The organism is Paenibacillus sp. FJAT-27812, from assembly GCF_001273905.1.
GTDB lineage: Bacteria > Bacillota > Bacilli > Paenibacillales > Paenibacillaceae > Pristimantibacillus.
Window position 1 is genome coordinate 1,932,548 of sequence record NZ_LIGH01000001.1, and the last position, 17,146, is coordinate 1,949,693.

Annotated in this window: 18 protein-coding genes; 10 read left to right on the forward strand and 8 right to left on the reverse strand. The window is 46.3% G+C overall.

Annotated features, from left to right (window positions below; translation table 11 throughout):
• Nucleotides 1-4: 4 nt before the first annotated feature.
• Nucleotides 5-298, reverse strand: a complete 294-nt coding sequence (locus tag ADU23_RS08235; RefSeq protein WP_053373296.1) for a hypothetical protein — start codon at nucleotides 296-298, stop codon at nucleotides 5-7.
• Between the two features lie 182 nt (nucleotides 299-480).
• Here ADU23_RS08235 and motA point away from each other — a divergent pair, with 182 nt between their 5' ends.
• The gene (gene motA, locus ADU23_RS08240) at nucleotides 481-1,281 is read left to right on the forward strand and encodes a flagellar motor stator protein MotA (RefSeq protein WP_053377534.1); all 801 of its coding nucleotides are present in this window, start codon (nucleotides 481-483) and stop codon (nucleotides 1,279-1,281) included.
• Complete coding sequence (locus ADU23_RS08245; RefSeq protein ID WP_053373297.1) at nucleotides 1,265-2,092, forward strand: flagellar motor protein MotB; 828 nt, start codon at nucleotides 1,265-1,267, stop codon at nucleotides 2,090-2,092. Before motA ends, ADU23_RS08245 begins: the two co-directional genes overlap by 17 nt.
• A gap of 76 nt (nucleotides 2,093-2,168) precedes the next feature.
• Here ADU23_RS08245 and rluF read toward each other — a convergent pair whose 3' ends face one another.
• Genes rluF through ADU23_RS08260 form a run of 3 tightly spaced genes read right to left on the reverse strand, consistent with a single transcriptional unit; the run spans nucleotide 2,169 to nucleotide 5,531 of the window.
• Entirely contained in the window at nucleotides 2,169-2,870 is a 702-nt protein-coding gene (gene rluF, locus ADU23_RS08250) for a 23S rRNA pseudouridine(2604) synthase RluF (RefSeq protein ID WP_053373298.1), read from the reverse strand.
• Nucleotides 2,871-2,877: 7 nt separating this feature from the next.
• A complete protein-coding gene (locus ADU23_RS08255; RefSeq protein WP_231637340.1) occupies nucleotides 2,878-3,663 on the reverse strand; it encodes an NAD(P)H-binding protein in 786 nt (261 codons plus the stop codon).
• 44 nt (nucleotides 3,664-3,707) lie between these two features.
• Nucleotides 3,708-5,531 (reverse strand): ATP-binding protein, encoded by a 1,824-nt coding sequence (locus ADU23_RS08260; protein ID WP_053373299.1) that lies wholly within the window; start codon nucleotides 5,529-5,531, stop codon nucleotides 3,708-3,710.
• 199 nt (nucleotides 5,532-5,730) lie between these two features.
• On the opposite strand from ADU23_RS08260, the gene tadA reads away from it, so the two are divergent.
• Nucleotides 5,731-6,195: a tRNA adenosine(34) deaminase TadA gene (gene tadA, locus ADU23_RS08265; protein WP_053373300.1), complete on the forward strand. Its 465-nt coding sequence runs from the start codon at nucleotides 5,731-5,733 to the stop codon at nucleotides 6,193-6,195.
• Nucleotides 6,196-6,204: 9 nt separating this feature from the next.
• Here tadA and ADU23_RS08270 read toward each other — a convergent pair whose 3' ends face one another.
• Nucleotides 6,205-6,396 carry an aspartyl-phosphate phosphatase Spo0E family protein gene (locus tag ADU23_RS08270; RefSeq protein WP_053373301.1) on the reverse strand — a complete coding sequence of 64 codons (192 nt, stop codon included), beginning with the start codon at nucleotides 6,394-6,396 and terminating at the stop codon, nucleotides 6,205-6,207.
• 313 nt (nucleotides 6,397-6,709) lie between these two features.
• On the opposite strand from ADU23_RS08270, the gene ADU23_RS08275 reads away from it, so the two are divergent.
• From ADU23_RS08275 to ADU23_RS08305, 7 genes are all read left to right on the forward strand, one after another.
• The gene (locus ADU23_RS08275; protein ID WP_053373302.1) at nucleotides 6,710-7,591 is read left to right on the forward strand and encodes a LysR family transcriptional regulator; all 882 of its coding nucleotides are present in this window, start codon (nucleotides 6,710-6,712) and stop codon (nucleotides 7,589-7,591) included.
• A 321-nt stretch (nucleotides 7,592-7,912) separates the two neighbouring features.
• Nucleotides 7,913-9,100, forward strand: a complete 1,188-nt coding sequence (locus ADU23_RS08280; RefSeq protein WP_053373303.1) for a carboxylate--amine ligase — start codon at nucleotides 7,913-7,915, stop codon at nucleotides 9,098-9,100.
• A gap of 42 nt (nucleotides 9,101-9,142) precedes the next feature.
• A complete protein-coding gene (locus tag ADU23_RS08285) occupies nucleotides 9,143-10,612 on the forward strand; it encodes a UDP-N-acetylmuramoyl-L-alanyl-D-glutamate--2,6-diaminopimelate ligase (RefSeq protein ID WP_053373304.1) in 1,470 nt (489 codons plus the stop codon).
• A 38-nt stretch (nucleotides 10,613-10,650) separates the two neighbouring features.
• Nucleotides 10,651-12,498, forward strand: coding sequence for an asparagine synthase (glutamine-hydrolyzing) (asnB, locus tag ADU23_RS08290; RefSeq protein WP_053373305.1), 1,848 nt, complete (start codon nucleotides 10,651-10,653; stop codon nucleotides 12,496-12,498).
• Between the two features lie 78 nt (nucleotides 12,499-12,576).
• The gene (locus ADU23_RS08295; protein ID WP_053373306.1) at nucleotides 12,577-13,644 is read left to right on the forward strand and encodes a C39 family peptidase; all 1,068 of its coding nucleotides are present in this window, start codon (nucleotides 12,577-12,579) and stop codon (nucleotides 13,642-13,644) included.
• A gap of 41 nt (nucleotides 13,645-13,685) precedes the next feature.
• Nucleotides 13,686-14,399: an aspartate/glutamate racemase family protein gene (locus ADU23_RS08300; protein ID WP_053373307.1), complete on the forward strand. Its 714-nt coding sequence runs from the start codon at nucleotides 13,686-13,688 to the stop codon at nucleotides 14,397-14,399.
• A 26-nt stretch (nucleotides 14,400-14,425) separates the two neighbouring features.
• Complete coding sequence (locus tag ADU23_RS08305) at nucleotides 14,426-14,626, forward strand: hypothetical protein (RefSeq protein WP_053373308.1); 201 nt, start codon at nucleotides 14,426-14,428, stop codon at nucleotides 14,624-14,626.
• A gap of 82 nt (nucleotides 14,627-14,708) precedes the next feature.
• On the opposite strand, the gene ADU23_RS08310 is transcribed toward ADU23_RS08305, so the two are convergent.
• From ADU23_RS08310 to ADU23_RS08320, 3 genes are all read right to left on the reverse strand, one after another.
• Nucleotides 14,709-15,122 (reverse strand): organic hydroperoxide resistance protein, encoded by a 414-nt coding sequence (locus ADU23_RS08310; protein ID WP_053373309.1) that lies wholly within the window; start codon nucleotides 15,120-15,122, stop codon nucleotides 14,709-14,711.
• 335 nt (nucleotides 15,123-15,457) lie between these two features.
• Nucleotides 15,458-16,537 carry a tetratricopeptide repeat-containing glycosyltransferase family 2 protein gene (locus ADU23_RS08315; RefSeq protein WP_053373310.1) on the reverse strand — a complete coding sequence of 360 codons (1,080 nt, stop codon included), beginning with the start codon at nucleotides 16,535-16,537 and terminating at the stop codon, nucleotides 15,458-15,460.
• A 72-nt stretch (nucleotides 16,538-16,609) separates the two neighbouring features.
• Nucleotides 16,610-17,146 (reverse strand): BclA C-terminal domain-containing protein (locus tag ADU23_RS08320; protein WP_442950604.1); only part of this gene is annotated, 537 nt, incomplete at its 5' end.

Genomic DNA, 17,146 nt, shown 5'->3' on the forward strand with positions numbered 1-17,146 from the left:
AATTTTATATCAATCTAATAATTTGAGTGACTTTATCATCCTGCGACACTTCAATAATGTGATGTTTGTTATTGTACGTAATGACACCGCTGCCTACCTCGATAACAGGGTCCTCCCCGAGTCCAAAGAAAACATCGTCAGCTAACGCTTCCATTACCTCCAGCCGATCCTCGACAGGCAGCACTGCCCATTCATCCGGCTCCATTTCAAAAAAAGTATAGCTTCCTTCAATTTCAGCCACCGCTGTTGTCAAATCCTTCAATATATCTGCGTATTCTCTTGCATGTCTAACGCCCATTTGGATATACCACCTTTGTCATAGTCAATTTTTGTACACATCTCTCTACTATTCTACCGCATTTTATCAAATTTTAACGGGTTCGCCTTCAAATCCTTCCTTTTACTCTAACTTCAGAATACCCATTTGACGATAATAGTAGAAGTAGAGAAATGTCGAAAATGATTTGGACGGGGTGTATGATGAAAAATTCAACAATTATCGGTCTTATTCTAGGTTTAGTCGCTGTACTCGGAGGGATGGTCTTAAAAGGAGCACACCTGTCATCACTTTTGAATCCTGCTGCTTATATGATCATTATTTTGGGAACGGTAGCCTCTGTTATGATAGCCTTTCCCATGTCCGAGCTCTCCAAGGTCGGCAAGCTGTTCAAAATGGTATTCACGGAGCAAAAGCTTCCGCAGCGCGATGAATTGATTCAGCGTTTCATGGAATGGGCTTCGATTACACGCCGCGAAGGCTTGCTTGCGCTTGAAGCTAAGGTCGATGAAATTGAAGATACGTTCCTTCGCAACGGCATGCGCATGATTATTGACGGCAACGACCAAGACTTTGTACGCGACGTATTGCTTGAGGATATCGCTGCGACCGAGGATCGGCACAAAGCCGGTGCGCTTATTTTCACGCAAGCTGGTACTTATGCTCCTACTCTTGGGGTGCTAGGCGCGGTTGTCGGCTTGATCGCCGCACTTGCGGATATGAGTGATATGGGGAAGCTGGCTCACGCGATTGCCGGCGCATTTATCGCTACCCTGCTAGGTATCTTCACCGGTTACGTGCTCTGGCATCCGATTTCCAACAAGCTGAAGCGCATGTCTAAGAAAGAAATTCAAATCCGCCTTATGATGGTTGAAGGCCTTCTATCCATTCAATCCGGCGTTTCGACCATCGCGATTAATCAGAAGCTGTCTGTTTTCCTTACACCTACAGAAAGATTGAAGATGAGGGAGAAGGAGGAAGGCGCCGTTGAGCAGAAAGCATAGACACGAAGAACACGAGGAGCATGTTGATGAATCCTGGCTCATTCCTTACGCCGATTTGCTCACCCTGCTGCTAGCGCTCTTTATAGTGTTGTATTCCATGAACTCCGTAGACGTGAAGAAATTTGAAGAAATGTCCAAGGCGTTTAGCGTTGCGCTCAGCACAGGCAGCGGCATTCTAACCGAAACGGCCATCGTCAAGAGCGGCGAGGATGACGGCAAGAAGCAGGATGAAAAAGGCGGCATGATCGATAACAAGGATAAAAGCAAAGATCAGACTGACGAAGAGAAGGCTCGCGAAGAGCTTATGAAGCAGGAGCAGAAGGATCTTGAGGATCTCAAGAAGAAGGTTGATGCTTATATCGAGAAAAACGGCCTTACGACCGATCTTGAGACGAAGCTTAATCTGTCCCAGCTCATGATTACGATTAGCGACAACGCGTTGTTTGCCCCGGCGCAAGCAACCGTCAAGCCCGAATCGAAGGAGCTCGCCATCGCAATCGGCAAAATGCTGCAGCAGTATCCAGATTACGAGGTCATCGTCTCCGGTCATACGGACACAACTCCCATCTCGACTGTATTCTTCAAATCGAACTGGGATCTAAGCTCGATGCGGGCCATTCGTTTCATGGATATTTTGCTCGAAAACAAACAATTGAAGCCAGAGCGCTTCAGCGCTATCGGCTATGGCGAATATCGCCCGGTAGCCGATAACAAAACGACAGCCGGCAAAGCCAAAAACCGCCGTGTCGAGGTTTCGATTATCCACACCTACACGGACGCCACAAACGCACAAAACCTAACCGTGAAATAAGCAAACAAAAGAACCCCCTGAGTCCACTCGCTTGAAGCGTGTGATTCAGGGGGTTTTCACTTATCTTCGCTGGGCTCTATACCGGTTCATAGCTTAGCGTTTCAAATAGCGCGGCCTTCTCGGATTCCGTCAAATCTCTCCACTTGCCAACCTGCAGCCCGCCGAGATGAATGTTCATGATCCGCTGGCGCTGGAGCCTTCTCACATGATAGCCGAACGCTTCGCACATTCTGCGAATTTGACGATTGCGCCCCTCCGTCAAAATGATTCGGAATACGCGGTCCGTCACTCGCGTAACGACGCAAGGCAGCGTCATGCTTCCCAAAATATGAACGCCGCTGGCCATGCCTTGCAAAAAAGCTTCCGTGCACGGCTTATCCACCGTGACCAAATATTCCTTCTCATGCTTGCCTTCCGAGCGAAGAATCGGATTTACGATATCTCCATCGTTCGTCAGAAGAATCAAGCCCTCCGAGTCCTTATCCAGCCTGCCAATCGGGAAAATACGCTCCGTGTGGCCGACAAAGTCGACTATATTGCCTTTAATATGAAGCTCTGTCGTACTTGTTATGCCAACAGGCTTATTGAGCGCTATGTACACATGGCGCTTCTGCTCGCCAATTCGGCTGCCGTCAACTCGCACATCATCACCCAGCTCTGCCTTGCTTCCAAGCTGCGCCAAAACGCCATTAATGGTCACTCGTCCGCTGTCTACCAGCTTATCCGCTTCGCGTCTTGAGCAATAACCCGTCTCGCTAATAAACTTATTGATCCTCACTGCTGCTTCACCCCGTTGTATGTACTGCCAAATCGGCAATTTTGTTCGATGGATAATATTGTATTGCTGCTCCCTCATTCGCCGAGCTTGCCGTTTTATTTTGCATGATCCTGCTCGCTGCAAGGTTCATCGCGCGCGCGACATCCTCGCCTTTAATCGGCCGATATTTGCGCAGGGGACCGACCATAGCGAACTTCAAGCCCTTCGCAGCCCAAGCGCCGATAGACTCGCCAAGACGGGCTGATGCTCTCTCTCCCAGCAGAAGAGAGGGCTGAAAGACTTGGATATGCGGAATCCGAAGCTCGCTAAGCGCATCCTGCAGTTCACCTTTCACTCGGCTGTAAAACACGCTTGAGCTTGCGGAGGCTCCCATTGCCGTAACGACAGAGAATACAGCCGTATTGCTTCGCTCGGCGAAGCGCGCCAATGCAAGCGGATATTCGTAATCCACCTTGCGGAACGCTTCTTGTGTTTTCGCTATTTTGATCGTCGTACCAAGCGTACAAAACACCACGTCGGCACTAACCTCATCGAGCGCTAGATCCAGTTCATCCAGAGAAGCGACGATTACATTCAGCTTTGAGAGCTGGGATGCATTGCCTAACTTCGCGGCCTCAACCGGTCGCCTTGCGAGAACCGTAACGCAGCGAACTAACGGATCATGGATCAACTGCTTTAGTAAAGCAAAACCAATAAGACCGGTTGCCCCCACCAATAATGCGGTATAGCCTGATTCCCCGTCTAAAGGCGAATGAGGCAGGTCTAAATGTTCGGTGCCAAAACGCTGCTTCAACTTGGCATCCTCCTTTCTCAAACCGTGAGAAGCCCGATCAGCTCTTATTGTTCTAGTATACCGTTCTCAGCCGTTTCTTTCAAAGCTGGAAGCATGACGTGAATCGTTGTTCCGACACTCACCTGGCTTTTGATATCCATCGTTCCGCGGTGGCTGTTGATGATCCGCTGGCTCACCATAATGCCAAGACCGGTTCCCGTCTCTTTGCCCGTAAAAAAAGGATCGCCGATCTTAGGTATCATATCCTCTGGAATGCCCATTCCTTCATCCGTAATCTTAATGGAAATATGCTCGCGCTTATGCGTAATTTGGATATGTATTTCTCCCCCGCTCGGCATCGCTTCAATCGCGTTTTTCAGCAAATTGATAAATACCTGCTTCAACTGATTCTCCTCGCATGAAATCAAGCATGGGTGCTCTGTAAGCGATATGCGGAACTCAATATTATGCAGCAGCGCTTCGCTGTTCATTAATGCAATTACATCTTGGAGCACGTCCCGAATGTCCTTCGTTACGAATCTCGTCGCTTGCGGCTTGGCCAAAATCAGAAACTCCCCGACAATCAAGTTAATTCGGTCCAGCTCCGACAGCATTAGCGCCACATGTGATAGCGCGAGCTTCTTGCTCTCCTGCTGCAGCTGCAGGAATCCGCGCAGCGTCGTAAGCGGATTGCGAATTTCGTGAGCGACGCCGGCCGCGAGCTGCCCAACAGTCGTCAGCTTCTCCGATCTGCGCAGCAGCTCCTCCATCTTGTTGCGGCTGCGCATATCCCTTGAAATGCTGGCAAAGGCGCGAATCGTTCCGTCTGCATCACGAATAGGCGAAATGGTGACGCTAACCGGAATCAGCTCGCCTGACTTGGTAACGCACATCGTCTCCTGCGCAGGCAGCGCCTTGCCTGCCAACAGCTGGTTCAGCATATTTCGCATCTCCGAGCGATGGGATTCCGGAAGCGTTGGATAGATAAGCCCGATCGCCTCCTCCTCTTCATAACCGAAGAGCAGCTCGAACGCTCTGTTCACCTGAATGATTTTTCCGTCCAGATCATTTAGATGAATGGCATCGCTGGTATGATTGATAAAGGATTCCAAATGCTCCTTCATACGCCTGTTTTCTTCAAATGCTCTTCGCAGCTTGTTCATATAAATGCTCAAATTTTGCGACATGGCATTAACCTTAAGCGCGAGCAGTCCAAACTCATCCTTTCGCTTAATGCGAATAGGCTGCTGAAAGCGCGCTGAAGAGACTTCATTTACCTTCCATAAAATATCCTTAAGCGGCCTGATCATGACGCCTACCAGCCAGTAGCTGATAATAAGGACGAGCACCATGGTTACGCCTGTATAAATAAAAGTATCACTTCGTTTCTTGCTGATACGCTGCTTGATTTCTTCGCCGTCATAGACGACGCTTATGACGTAATCACTGGTCTGTTTGCTGTAATAAAAGCTCCGGTAATAATTTTTCCCGTTTATTTGCATTTTGCGCAGCGCAAAGCCGCTGTTTTTGACATCGGCTATAATAGAAGTGTCGCTCTTTGAATCCAGATACGTGTAGGCACCATAGGAAACGGCTAACGAGTCTTGCTCAAATACCGTAATTTCCTTTATATTTGGATTTAATGATTTTACGATGTCAAAGATTCGCTCAGGACCTGAGCGGTCTCCATTCTCAGGCGAGTATGTGCCTGACTGATTCTCGTAGGAGGAGAAGGAGTCCGCCACATGCATAGAGGTATCATGCATGGATCGGCGCGCTTGCTCCCGCATGTCGCGAATCATCGAATATTCGCTTAAAAGGTGATGGCAAATGAAAAACGTCACTACAATAAGCGTAATCAAGACAGAGAATTTCATCTTAATTGACAATGATTTACACATCCTTTTGCACAAAAACGTTTTTATTAACAACTTATACACATTATCAACAGTTATTGTGCACAGCACTGAATAAAATGTGAGTATTTATGTGCATATCGTATGGGTTATCCACAATCTTATCCACCACATGTTAACAACAGAATATTTGTTCGTTGTATAATGATTTTTTGTAAAGGGGTTATCGGTCATGAATAGAGAGCTGGAAGACCAAAATTGGATGCTGGAAGCCATAGCAGAAGCCAATAAAGCTGAGCAAATCGGTGAGGTGCCTATTGGTGCCGTTATTGTTAGAAACAATGAGATTATCGGAAGAGGCTACAATCTGCGCGAAACCCGGTTTGATCCGACCGCGCATGCTGAAATGGTCGCCATTCGAGACGCCTGCGATCGCATTGGCGCCTGGAGATTATTGGATTGTACTTTGTATGTCACGCTAGAGCCTTGTCCAATGTGTGCGGGCGCTATCGTTCAATCCCGGGTAAAACGTGTTGTATACGGCACGACTGACCCGAAGGCAGGTTGTGCCGGCACGCTTATGAATTTACTGCAAGAGCCCCGTTTCAACCATGAAACGGAGCTCACAAGTGGTATTTTGCAGCCAGAATGCGCGTCTTTGTTAACTCAATTTTTCCGGCGACTGCGGGAGAGATAGCGTCCTCCGCTAATTGTCGCGGCGTATTGTAATATGGGTTAGCTCGTTTCTTTGTATTTGCTGTAACGCAACAATAAGTTGATCGGCCTCTTCGCTTATCGCCAGAACATCCGGATCTGTCAAACTGCCGCGTGCTTCGGCTATTTCATGAAGCTTTAGCCGCAGCGACTGCAATTGTATAAGCAAGTGTTTTTTGTCCATAGCTCGCTTCGGGGCACGCTCCTTATCTAGCACTCGTGTGTTATTGGATCTATTATACTCTGAGTGCAATAAGGAGTTTGTAAAAACTTGTCGACGAACGCAGACAATTTTCGGGCATTATTCGACAAAATGAAGTTATTTGTTCCATTTTATAGTTCTTTTTTACTAATAAAATCGTTCATAATTTGGAAAATGATTCTTCCAGCTATTATAAGACTAGTTAAATATGCGCATACTTTAAATGATATTGATAATCATAATCATTTAATATATAATTAACTGAATGACTTATTTATAGTGGAGTGTTTGCCAAATGAGTTCTGCCGATAAGCTTCAAACCTTTCTGACGCTCGCTGATTGCCACTCTTTTACCGAGACGGCAAAGAAGCTTTACACCTCCCAGCCTACAGTCAGCAATCACATACAGCAGCTCGAAAATCAGTACGGGGCGGCTTTATTTAACCGTTCCGGCAAGAGTGTCGTCCTAACGCCAAAGGGAAAAATTTTGTATGAATACGCCCTAAAGATTACATCCCTTTATGAGGAGGCGGCTGCACGTCTCCAGCAGGATGCTGAACAAATTTTGAACGTCTATGTCAGTCATTATTTGGGCACCTATGTGCTGCCTGATATCGTTAAACGCTTTAACGACAAATATCCCGAAGAATCGCTCCAGCTACACACCTGCGACTATGTCGAATTACAGAAAAATTTGCTGCAGAATCGAACAAATTTTTCCATAATGCCGCTATATGAAACCGATGATTATATTCAAACCGGCTACGATGTCGAGCCATTATTTGTTGAGGATCTGCTGCTTGTCATCTCTCCCGGACATCCATGGAGCAAGCGCAAGATGCTGTATACAAGAGACTTAAATTTCAATCGGCTGCTCGTCCCTGAGAACGATTTTATTCAATCCAGCTTGCATCAAGCGCTTAAGCGTACCCATGTAAAAGTGAATATTGAATACAAGCGCAGCATCAAGGCGATCAAGGAAGAGGTCAGAGGGGGCGATACCCTTGCTTTCCTCCCGTATTATGCCGTGAACAAGAGCATAACAAGCGGCGAGCTTATTACTCGTCCTGTAGCCGGCTTGCAAATCAAGCGAAGCAATGGCTTCGTCCTGCGCAGAAACACAAAGCTGACTGCGTTAGAGCAAATTTTCTACACCTATGTCAAGCAATCATTTTAATTGAAGTTTCCCCTTTTACTGAAGACCCGTCCTGGCCTGCCGCACATCACTTCACTTCTTATGCAAAATATCCATTATTTAACATACATAAGCATTCCGACCCGCTTGTATAACAACCATTTATCCAAACTGAGCAGGCGCATCTCATGCGTCTGCTCTTGTCTTTCTATCCCACCCACCGCGAGGAAAAATCCGCTTAATGTCCACTATTATGAGGATAAATCCATTTGTATTATAAGAAAGTATGAAGTAAAATTATTTAAAACATAAGTAGTATTGCATAAAAAATGAACATAAATTTGGATGTCGGGATGTGCCTTTGTGAATAATAAAGCAGTTATTTTGGGTTGTAATTATTATATTGGTTTAAGTACGATTCGTTGCTTAGGAATTAACGGCGTTCATACGGTTGCCGTTGATTATTCGACTAAGGATACCTATGGCGCGGATTCAAAATATACGTCTGAGCGATTAATCTCTCCTCACTATAAAGAGGATACGGCAGCATTCATTCGTTTCTTGAAAGATTATGCAAGCAAGCAAAGCGCTCCCCCGGTTCTTATTCCGTGCCACGACTCCTATCTAGAAGTGATCGATGAGCATTTGGAGGAGCTAAGGGAGCATTATCTTATTCCGCAAGACGTGCCAGGCATATATTCAGATATGATGAATAAAGAAGTACTACAGCGTCTCTCGCTTGAAAACGGCGTTGCCGTACCGGAAACGGTTAGAGTGGATGAAGACCGCTTTTTCGAGAAAATCGACGAGATCATAAAGTTTCCTTGTATCGTCAAACCAACCGATTCGCCTTCCTTCGTTGCGAAATTCAGAAGGAAGCTATTCAAGGTGCATAACCGCGCGGAGCTTGAGGATGCGCTCGCCAAAGCAAAGGAAGCGCATTTGGAAGTCATCGTGCAGCGCATCATTCCAGGCTTTGATGACCATATGTATACTTTTGACGCTTATTTGAATCAGGAATCCAAGGTAACGCACTGGGTAACCTGCCAGAAATTCCGCCAATATCCGATAAACTTTGGCGCATCTGTATACACGGGACAAAGGTACGTGCAAGAGCTGTTCGATATCGGCGCGCCGTTTCTAGAGAAGATGAAATGGAAGGGCTTCGCGGAAATTGAGTTCAAGAAAGATGCTGAGACCGGCAAGTTTTATTTGATCGAGGTCAACTGCCGGATCACCAATTTGAACAACCTGCTGTATAAGGTAGGCGTAAATATTCCTTGGATTACCTATCAAGAACTAACTGGCGGCAACATTGTGCCTCCCAAAGCCGTCAAAGAGAATACGAACCGCGTATTCTGGTACGGCTATGAGGACATGCTTGCCGTTCGCGACTATATCAAGACGGGCCAGCTGACATGGAAGCAAGTATTCGTATCGTTATTTAAACCTAAGGCTTATGCCATTTGGGATTGGAAGGACCCTAAGCCAGCCTTCTCCTACGCTTCTATTATTGGCGGGAAACTAACGAAGAAGCTTCTAAGAAAATAATACGCAAATACAGAAATAGGTCACTAGAATGGAGCTGATCGTATGTTATTGACCTCTTTATTGAAAGAACTTGATTACACGCTCGTAAAAGGCGATGTACATATAGAAGTAAGCTCCATAGCCTATGATTCCAGAGAGACTCAGGCTAATGGCGTATTTGTTGCGATTTCCGGCTTTTCCGTAGATGGGCACAAGTTCATCGATAAAGCGATCGCGCTTGGCGCGAGCACAATCGTTGTCGAGAAGGATGTCCTTATCGAGGCCGATGTGACGGTGCTACAGGTGGCCAATACGCGCGAAGCGCTTGCCCGGATAGCCGCTAACTACTATCAGCGTCCAACGGAGCAAATGAATCTTCTAGGCATTACAGGGACAAACGGAAAGACGTCGACGACTTACTTTCTCAAATCCATTTTCGAGCAGGCGGGAACCTCTCTCGGTATTATCGGCACAATCGGCACAGTAATCGGAGACAAGGTGTTCCAAAATAAAAATACGACGCCGGAGTCTCTGAACTTGCAGCGTATCTTCGCTGATATGATCGACTCCCATACGAAGCACTGCGTCATGGAGGTTTCTTCGCATGCGCTTAATTTGAACCGCGTCGCCCATTCCAGCTTCAATACGGGCATCTTTACCAACCTGACGCCGGATCATCTGGAGCTCCACCATACGATGGAGGAGTATTTTGAAGCGAAGGCCAAATTATTCGCCATGACGACAGACTTCAATATCATCAATGCGGATGATCCTTATGGCAGGATTCTTATCGATCGCTTGAAGAGCAAGAGTCCGAAGCTGCTTACTTACGGCATCGAGCAGGATGCGGACATTTACCCGTCGGATATTCACTATTTTGCCGACTATACGACTTACACGGTGAATACGCCAAAAGGCAGCGTGGCCATTAAGGTGAATCTTCCTGGAGCGATCTACGTATACAATAGCTTAGCCGCAATCGCAACCGCTTATTGCAATCAGTTCAGCCTGCAGCAAATTGCAGACGGAATTGCGGCAGTCGAGGGCATCAAAGGACGGCTTGAGGTCGTTTATCAGGATGAAGACACGAAAATTATTGTCGATTTTGCGCATACGGAGGATAGTCTTGAGAAGGCTTTGACGACAATTCGGCCGTTTGCCAAGGGCAGAATCATTCTCGTATTCGGCGTATATGCGTCTGATGGAGAATCCGGCACGGATAAGCGCAGAGCGATGGCCAAGGTTGCCGCGACGTTCGCGGATTTCTCCGTCATTACTTCGGATAATCCGAAGKAGCAGGACAACACACTTATTATCCGGGAAATAATTGAAGGCATAGAAGCGCATAATGGTGCTTATGAGGCCATTATTGACCGCCGGGATGCGATTGCTTTTGCAATTGAAATCAGCAAAAAAGACGATGTGATTCTAATCGCCGGCAAAGGCCATGAAACGACACAAATTATCGGCAAAACTGAAATTCCTTTTAATGAAGCGGAAATCGTGAAGGAAATCAAACAAAGAGCAAACTGATGGCGCAACAAAAATAAAGGTAATGAAAGGTGTCACTTATGTGCGGTTTTGTAGGTTTTGCAGACAGTCGTCCAGACGTTGATCAGGTATCCATCATTAGGGAAATGATGGATACTATCGTTCATAGAGGCCCCGACAGTGGCGGCATCTATTCGGATGAAGAGGTAACATTAGGATTTCGGCGCCTGAAAATTATAGATATGTCTGAAGAAGCTAGCCAGCCGATGTATAATGAGGACAAGAGCTGCGTTCTTGTTTTTAACGGGGAAATCTACAACTACCAGGAGCTTCGGGAAGAATTGCTTCTCAAAGGGCATACCTTTGTAAGCCATACGGACAGCGAGGTTATCATTCACGCCTATGAAGAATATGGCGTGCAGCTGCTGCAGAAGCTTCGGGGCATGTTTGCTTTTGCGATCTGGGATACGAATAAGGAAACGATGTTCCTTGCTCGAGATTTTTTTGGCATCAAGCCACTTTACTATACACAAAACACATCGGACCAATCCTTTCTTTTTGGCTCAGAGATCAAAGCTTTTTTGAAGCAGCCTGCATTCAATAAACAGATGAATAAGGATGCGCTTAAACCGTATCTCACCTTTCAATATTCGGTTATGGATGAGACGTTTTTCAAAGGCGTTTATAAGCTGAAGCCTGGACATTATATGATTTATGATAAAGGTACGCTTGAGATCAAGCCTTATTGGGACGCAAGCTTTGCCGAAGAACAAAATAGTCTTGCCTATTATGTGGACGAAATTAAAAGCACGATGAAGGAATCGGTCGATTATCACCAGATTAGCGATGTTAAAGTCGGCTCATTTTTGTCTGGAGGCATAGATTCCAGTTATATTACCGCTCTGCTTAAGCCAAACAAAACGTTTTCCGTCGGCTTTCAGGATTACGAGGGCAATTTTAACGAGACGAATCTTGCCAAGGAACTATCCGATATTTTGGACATCGAAAATCATAAAAAGTTGGTTACGGCCGACGAGTGCTTCGATCTGCTGCCAACGATTCAGTATCATATGGATGAACCGCAGTCCAATCCCTCTTCCGTGCCGCTTTATTTCTTGGCGGAGCTCGCGAGCAAGCATGTGACTGTTGTCCTGTCGGGTGAAGGGGCGGACGAAATTTTTGGCGGCTATGATTGGTACGATACGACACCAGCCATGAAAAAATATAAAAAGCTGCCATTTGCGGTCCGGCGGCCGCTGTCCCTGCTTGGAAGCAAGCTGCCCAAGAACAGAATCACCTCCTTTGTGGTCAAAGGCGGACAGCGGGTTGAGGAGCGTTTTATCGGACAAGCCCATGTGTTTGATGAAGCTGACGCGTTAGCGGTATTGAAGGATGACTTTAAGAAAGGTCCTTCTGTACACGACATTACGAAAAGCGTTTATGAGCATGTGCGCGGCAAGGACGACATTACGAAGATGCAATATGTCGATCTGAAGCTTTGGCTTCCCGGCGACATTCTTCTAAAGGCAGATAAAATGAGCCTTGCGCACTCCATTGAGCTGAGGGTTCCCTTTTTAGATAAAATGGTCATGGACCTCGCGGTCAAGCTGCCTGCAGAGCTTCGCGTCCATCCGAGCAATACGAAGCACGCTTTGCGCGTGGCGGCAAAGGAAGTGCTGCCTGATGAATGGGCGAACAGACCGAAGGTCGGGTTCCCTGTACCGATCAGACACTGGCTCAGACAAGAAAAATATTATACGCTTGTGAAGGAAATGTTCGTCTCTGACCGGGCTAAGCTTTTCTTTCATACCGATGAGCTGCTGAAGTATTTGGACGCACATTACTCAGGCAAACAGAATTATGCTAGATATATTTGGACGGTGTACGTATTCCTTATATGGCACAAAACGTTCTTCGAGCAAGCGTAAGCGCGGCTGGCGCCTTTCAAGGGCGCCTCGGCCCGCTGCGCACTGTAGCATCTATTACAGCGATAGGGGAACTCCAACATGAAGAGAATCGTAAAACTGCTAGTATTGCTGGGCATTATTTTTTTCATTTATACGATGTTTAATAAAGAAGATGCTAGAAACGTAGCCAAGGAGACGGTGGCACAGCTGCCAACATCTGCTCCTACATCAAAGATCGAGCAAGGAACCATTACGATCGTCAACACGGATGAAACAAGTGACCAGCCGGTCAAAGGCGCCGTATTTACGATTACAGCCGCGGGCAGCACCAAAGTCGTCGATACCGTAACGACGGATGCCTCTGGCGAGGCAACGTCTAGTTTGCTTGATTACGGGACAAGCTATACCATTAAGCAGCAGAAGATCAACGTTCCTTATCAATTGTCAAAGGAAGAGCAGCAGCTCGCTGTAAATGCACCCGAGCAACAGCTTTCGTTTACCAATCGCGTGCTGGAGCATGTGAAGGATTTTGAGACAACGCCCGATGGTGAAATTAAGATTAAAAAGGTATATATTGATGTTGATACCGTTATGCAAAAGCCTGAGCTGCCTAATGGCTGCGAGATTACTTCCTTAACAGCCGTACTCAATTATTATGGCTATGACGTTACCAAGACAGAGATGGCAGACAATTATTTGCCGAAGCAGCCCTTCTCTACTAAAAACAAAAAACTATATGGACCAGATCCATATCAAGCATACGCTGGCGATCCTAGAGAGCTCAAGGGCGGTTTTTTCAGCTTTGCTCCTCCTATCGTAGAAGCGGCTAATTTATATTTTGACGTCGTTGGCCGCAGCAGCAGTACAACCGATATAAGCGGAAGCTCGCGGGAAGAAATGATAGATAAGCTTAATAAAGGCATTCCCGTTGTCACTTGGATCACACTTGATCTCACGCCGCCAAAAATGAATTATGGCTGGTACTACAATGATACAGATGTATATCACTCGGCTCCGGTTAATTTGCATGTTGTCGTGCTGAACGGCTACGAGGATGGCATCGTGCATGTTATGAACCCGTTAAAGGGACAAGCAACCTACGATGCGGACACTTTCTTTAATAGCTATGAGGAAATGGGAAGCCATGCTATGATTGTCGGTAACTAAAATTTTATCCTTTAAACACTTCATTAAAAGTAGGTTGAACTATGGAAGCTAAAAGCTTAGGTGTCATAGGCGGGATGGGCCCAAAAGCAACATCGGTATTTTTCGACCATGTGATCGAACAAACCGCAGCTGACCGCGATCAGGACCATATCAATATGATTATCCTTAACCATGCCACTTTACCCGATCGTACAGCTGTCATATTGGGCAACAGAGGCGAGTTGTTTCTCGAAGCGGTTGCGAAGGATTTGAAGCTTCTTGAAGCGTCCGGCGTATCCAATATCGCAATTCCTTGCAATACGTCTCATTATTTCTACGACGATATGCAGAAGATGACCAGCATCAATATCATCAACATGGTGGACGAGACGCTGAAAGTGATCTACGAAGCTTATGGCGAGCACTGCAAAGTCGGTATTTTAGCAACGAATGGGACCGTAAGCAGCGGCGTATATCGCAAAGGCTGCGATCAGTACAATATGCAGCTCCATGAGCCAAGCGAAGAGGTTCAAGAGCATGTGATGGATATTATCTATAACAAGGTTAAGCGCAACCTGCCGGTTGAGCCTTCCGAGTTTGAAGGCATTATCCAACATCTGCTGGAGATCGATCAATGTCAATGCGTCATCATCGCATGCACGGAGCTATCCTGCATACCCATTCAGAGTGAAGTCGCAAAGCATTGCGTAGATGCTATGGCCGTGCTTGTTCAGAAGTCTATTGAGCTATCCGGCAAGCAGTCCATCACGAAATAAAAGCTAAGCGTTAAAGGGGACTTCGCATGACAGCTGCTCAAATGAAAGCATTCCATGCTTTTTTTATGGCATCCTTTGCAGAAGGTTTGCCTCTTAGAGAATTGCGGCTGTCTGCTGCTGAACTCGAATATATAGCGGAATACCACCCAAATGCGGTAGTGAAGCCAGTGGTAACCAGAGAATATGCCGATGGCAAGCTTTGGTTTGAGGTTTCGTTGCGCGGGTAAAATGGACCAGCATGCACATGCCAAGAAAACTCCGGAGATGGCTCTTCGGAGTTTTCTTGGCATGTGCTTTTATGCTATTGTATTAAACCAGATTAAGCTCTACTTTAATGTTGCCGCGAGTCGCTCTCGAATAAGGGCATACCTGATGTGCCGCTTCGACCAGCTCTTTTGCCACATCCGGCTCGACGCCCACGATTGAAATATCCAGCTTCGCTTCCAGCTCATAACCGCCGCCATCATCCTTGCCAAGCGTAACATGGGCGGTGACTTCCGTTTTCTCTACTTTAATCTTCTTCATCCGGCTCACTACGTTAAGCGCGCTCTCGAAACAAGCGGCATATCCTCCTGCAAAAAGCTGCTCGGGATTCGTTGCCCCGCCTACTCCTCCTAGCTCCTTCGGAGCTCTTACATCCAGATTCAAAATATTATCGCTCGATACAAGCTTTCCGTCTCTTCCACCTGTTGCTGTTACTGTCGCTGTGTATAATTTTTGCATGTTAATTCCTCCAATGTAGGTATGTTTTTTTTGCTTCCTGTCTTCCGAATAGCTGCAAAGGATCCAGTCAAGGAAAGGTTAACTCCGTCATGTACGATGACATCATGCTTTCTTATTGCCTAAATCCGCTTGTTCTATTCCTTTTAACAAACTCAGGAGCGATTATTAAATTTGATACAATTAAGTTTTATAAAATATAATATACACGCCTAGTTTATGATTGTCAATAGCTCTTGTTTTCAAAACGACAGACAAAAAAAGCGGCCATCTCCTGTTCATTTCGGAGACGGTCGCTCGTTTTGCGTATTTAATTAGCGGTTAGAGCGGCTTGCGAATCAGTTTTTTTTGCCAAGACGCTTTTTCAAATATGATCGGTTAGCTAAAATACGTTCATCTGTTGGCCTAAAACGTGCTGCTTTTTCGTTATGCTCATACGCTTTTTTATATTCGCCAATGGTGTCATAACAGACGCATAGCTGCAAATTCGGCAGCCAAGTGGAGCAGGCAATGTTTTCAAAGCCCCAGCTCTCCTCCGGCTTCTCCGTGCTGAGCGCAAGCTTATACCAATAAATAGCCAGCTTCGGTTCATTCTTTTGCAGGAAATGATAGCCTAACCGGCAACAAAACTCCGCTCTCGGCTTATCATAGTGAAAGGAACGAAAGATGGAATCGACCATATTGTGCGTCTCATTAAGCTCGCTATAACAATCCGCCAGCTTGCTGCAAGCAGCTACGTTATCCTCGATCCAACCTTTTTCCGTAGCAAGAAATTTATTGTAATACCGGACAGCAGCCTCAAACTTCCCATGGTCCTTCAGCTCGTTGGCGTAATAAAACAAATCGCGCGGAGAAAAGATTTCCCCTTTGCTTAAGCGCTGCTCATAGATGTTCAAATTGCGATCACTGTCATGGTGAATGCTGCTATGGGTTACCGCCACTTCACTATGCAAAATGTTGCCATATACCTCGAGGTATTCATGTACCGGGCCAATCCATTTAAACGCCCGCTCCCGCTTCACAATTCGATTGCGTCTCAATTTAGTGGTGACATTTCCGAATTCATCGAATGCCAGATGATACTCCATCGAAACCGAATCCACGTCTGGGTCCAAACGCTTTTTCAAGCTTATTAGCTTCTGACGATCGGCTTCCTTCAAGATATCATCAGCATCCAGCCACATGATATGCGATTGGGTCGCCAACGAGAAAGCAAAGTTGCGAGCTGCTGCAAAATCATCGATCCAAGTAAAATGTTCAATGCGATCGGTGAACTCGCGCGCAACTTGCTCTGTCGAATCTGTGGAGCCTGTGTCGACAATAATAATCTCGTCAGCGATGTCTTTCATCGAAGAAAGACATCGCCCGAGTGTTTTTTCTTCATTTTTGACAATTAAGCACAAGCTTATGGAAATCAACAAAACCACACTCCCGAGAGTCGATTAGATTGATTCATCATATTCCTGTGTAATTGTCCTGTTACTTAGGCATTAACTCAAACGGATAATCGTTAAGGCGGCACCGGCGCCAGATCCTAACAAAGTTGCTGATCCTAATAATCCAAACATCTGCAGCGTAATTGTACTGCCGGCAGTTAAAGTAACGATAACATCGTTATTAAAGTTTGAAAGACTTAGAACTGGCGCGACTGTAGAAGCTGTGTTGGCTACACCATTAATGAGTAAACGAGTGCTAAGAAGCAAAGCTGCGGTAGTGCTAATTTGATAGGTGATATAGTATCTGCCTGCGTTCACAACCGTAAAGGTATCATTGGCTCCGTTAACGGTAACGTCTGGGCTTAGATTTTGCGAGTTCGGAAGCGGTACATTCGTTCCTCCCAAGACAACAGCGATAATTGCGCCTGACGTATTCGCAGCAAATCCAGAATCAGCCGTGAGGCTGGTACCTGTTGCTCCAGTTCCTCCAGTCGCTCCCGTTACACCTGTCGCCCCGGTTGTTCCTGTAGCTCCTGTTGCTCCGGTCGCGCCTGTTACGCCTGTTGCTCCTGTTGCTCCGGTCGCGCCTGT

Bases quoted from the DNA above. Each gene is read 5' to 3' on its own strand.
- ADU23_RS08235 (WP_053373296.1), bottom strand. From the start codon at position 298: ATGGGCGTTAGACATGCAAGAGAATACGCAGATATATTGAAGGATTTG.
- motA (WP_053377534.1), top strand. From the start codon at position 481: ATGAAAAATTCAACAATTATCGGTCTTATTCTAGGTTTAGTCGCTGTA.
- tadA (WP_053373300.1), top strand. From the start codon at position 5,731: ATGAATAGAGAGCTGGAAGACCAAAATTGGATGCTGGAAGCCATAGCA.
- ADU23_RS08270 (WP_053373301.1), bottom strand. From the start codon at position 6,396: ATGGACAAAAAACACTTGCTTATACAATTGCAGTCGCTGCGGCTAAAG.
- ADU23_RS08275 (WP_053373302.1), top strand. From the start codon at position 6,710: ATGAGTTCTGCCGATAAGCTTCAAACCTTTCTGACGCTCGCTGATTGC.
- asnB (WP_053373305.1), top strand. From the start codon at position 10,651: ATGTGCGGTTTTGTAGGTTTTGCAGACAGTCGTCCAGACGTTGATCAG.
- ADU23_RS08295 (WP_053373306.1), top strand. From the start codon at position 12,577: ATGAAGAGAATCGTAAAACTGCTAGTATTGCTGGGCATTATTTTTTTC.
- ADU23_RS08300 (WP_053373307.1), top strand. From the start codon at position 13,686: ATGGAAGCTAAAAGCTTAGGTGTCATAGGCGGGATGGGCCCAAAAGCA.
- ADU23_RS08305 (WP_053373308.1), top strand. From the start codon at position 14,426: ATGACAGCTGCTCAAATGAAAGCATTCCATGCTTTTTTTATGGCATCC.
- ADU23_RS08310 (WP_053373309.1), bottom strand. From the start codon at position 15,122: ATGCAAAAATTATACACAGCGACAGTAACAGCAACAGGTGGAAGAGAC.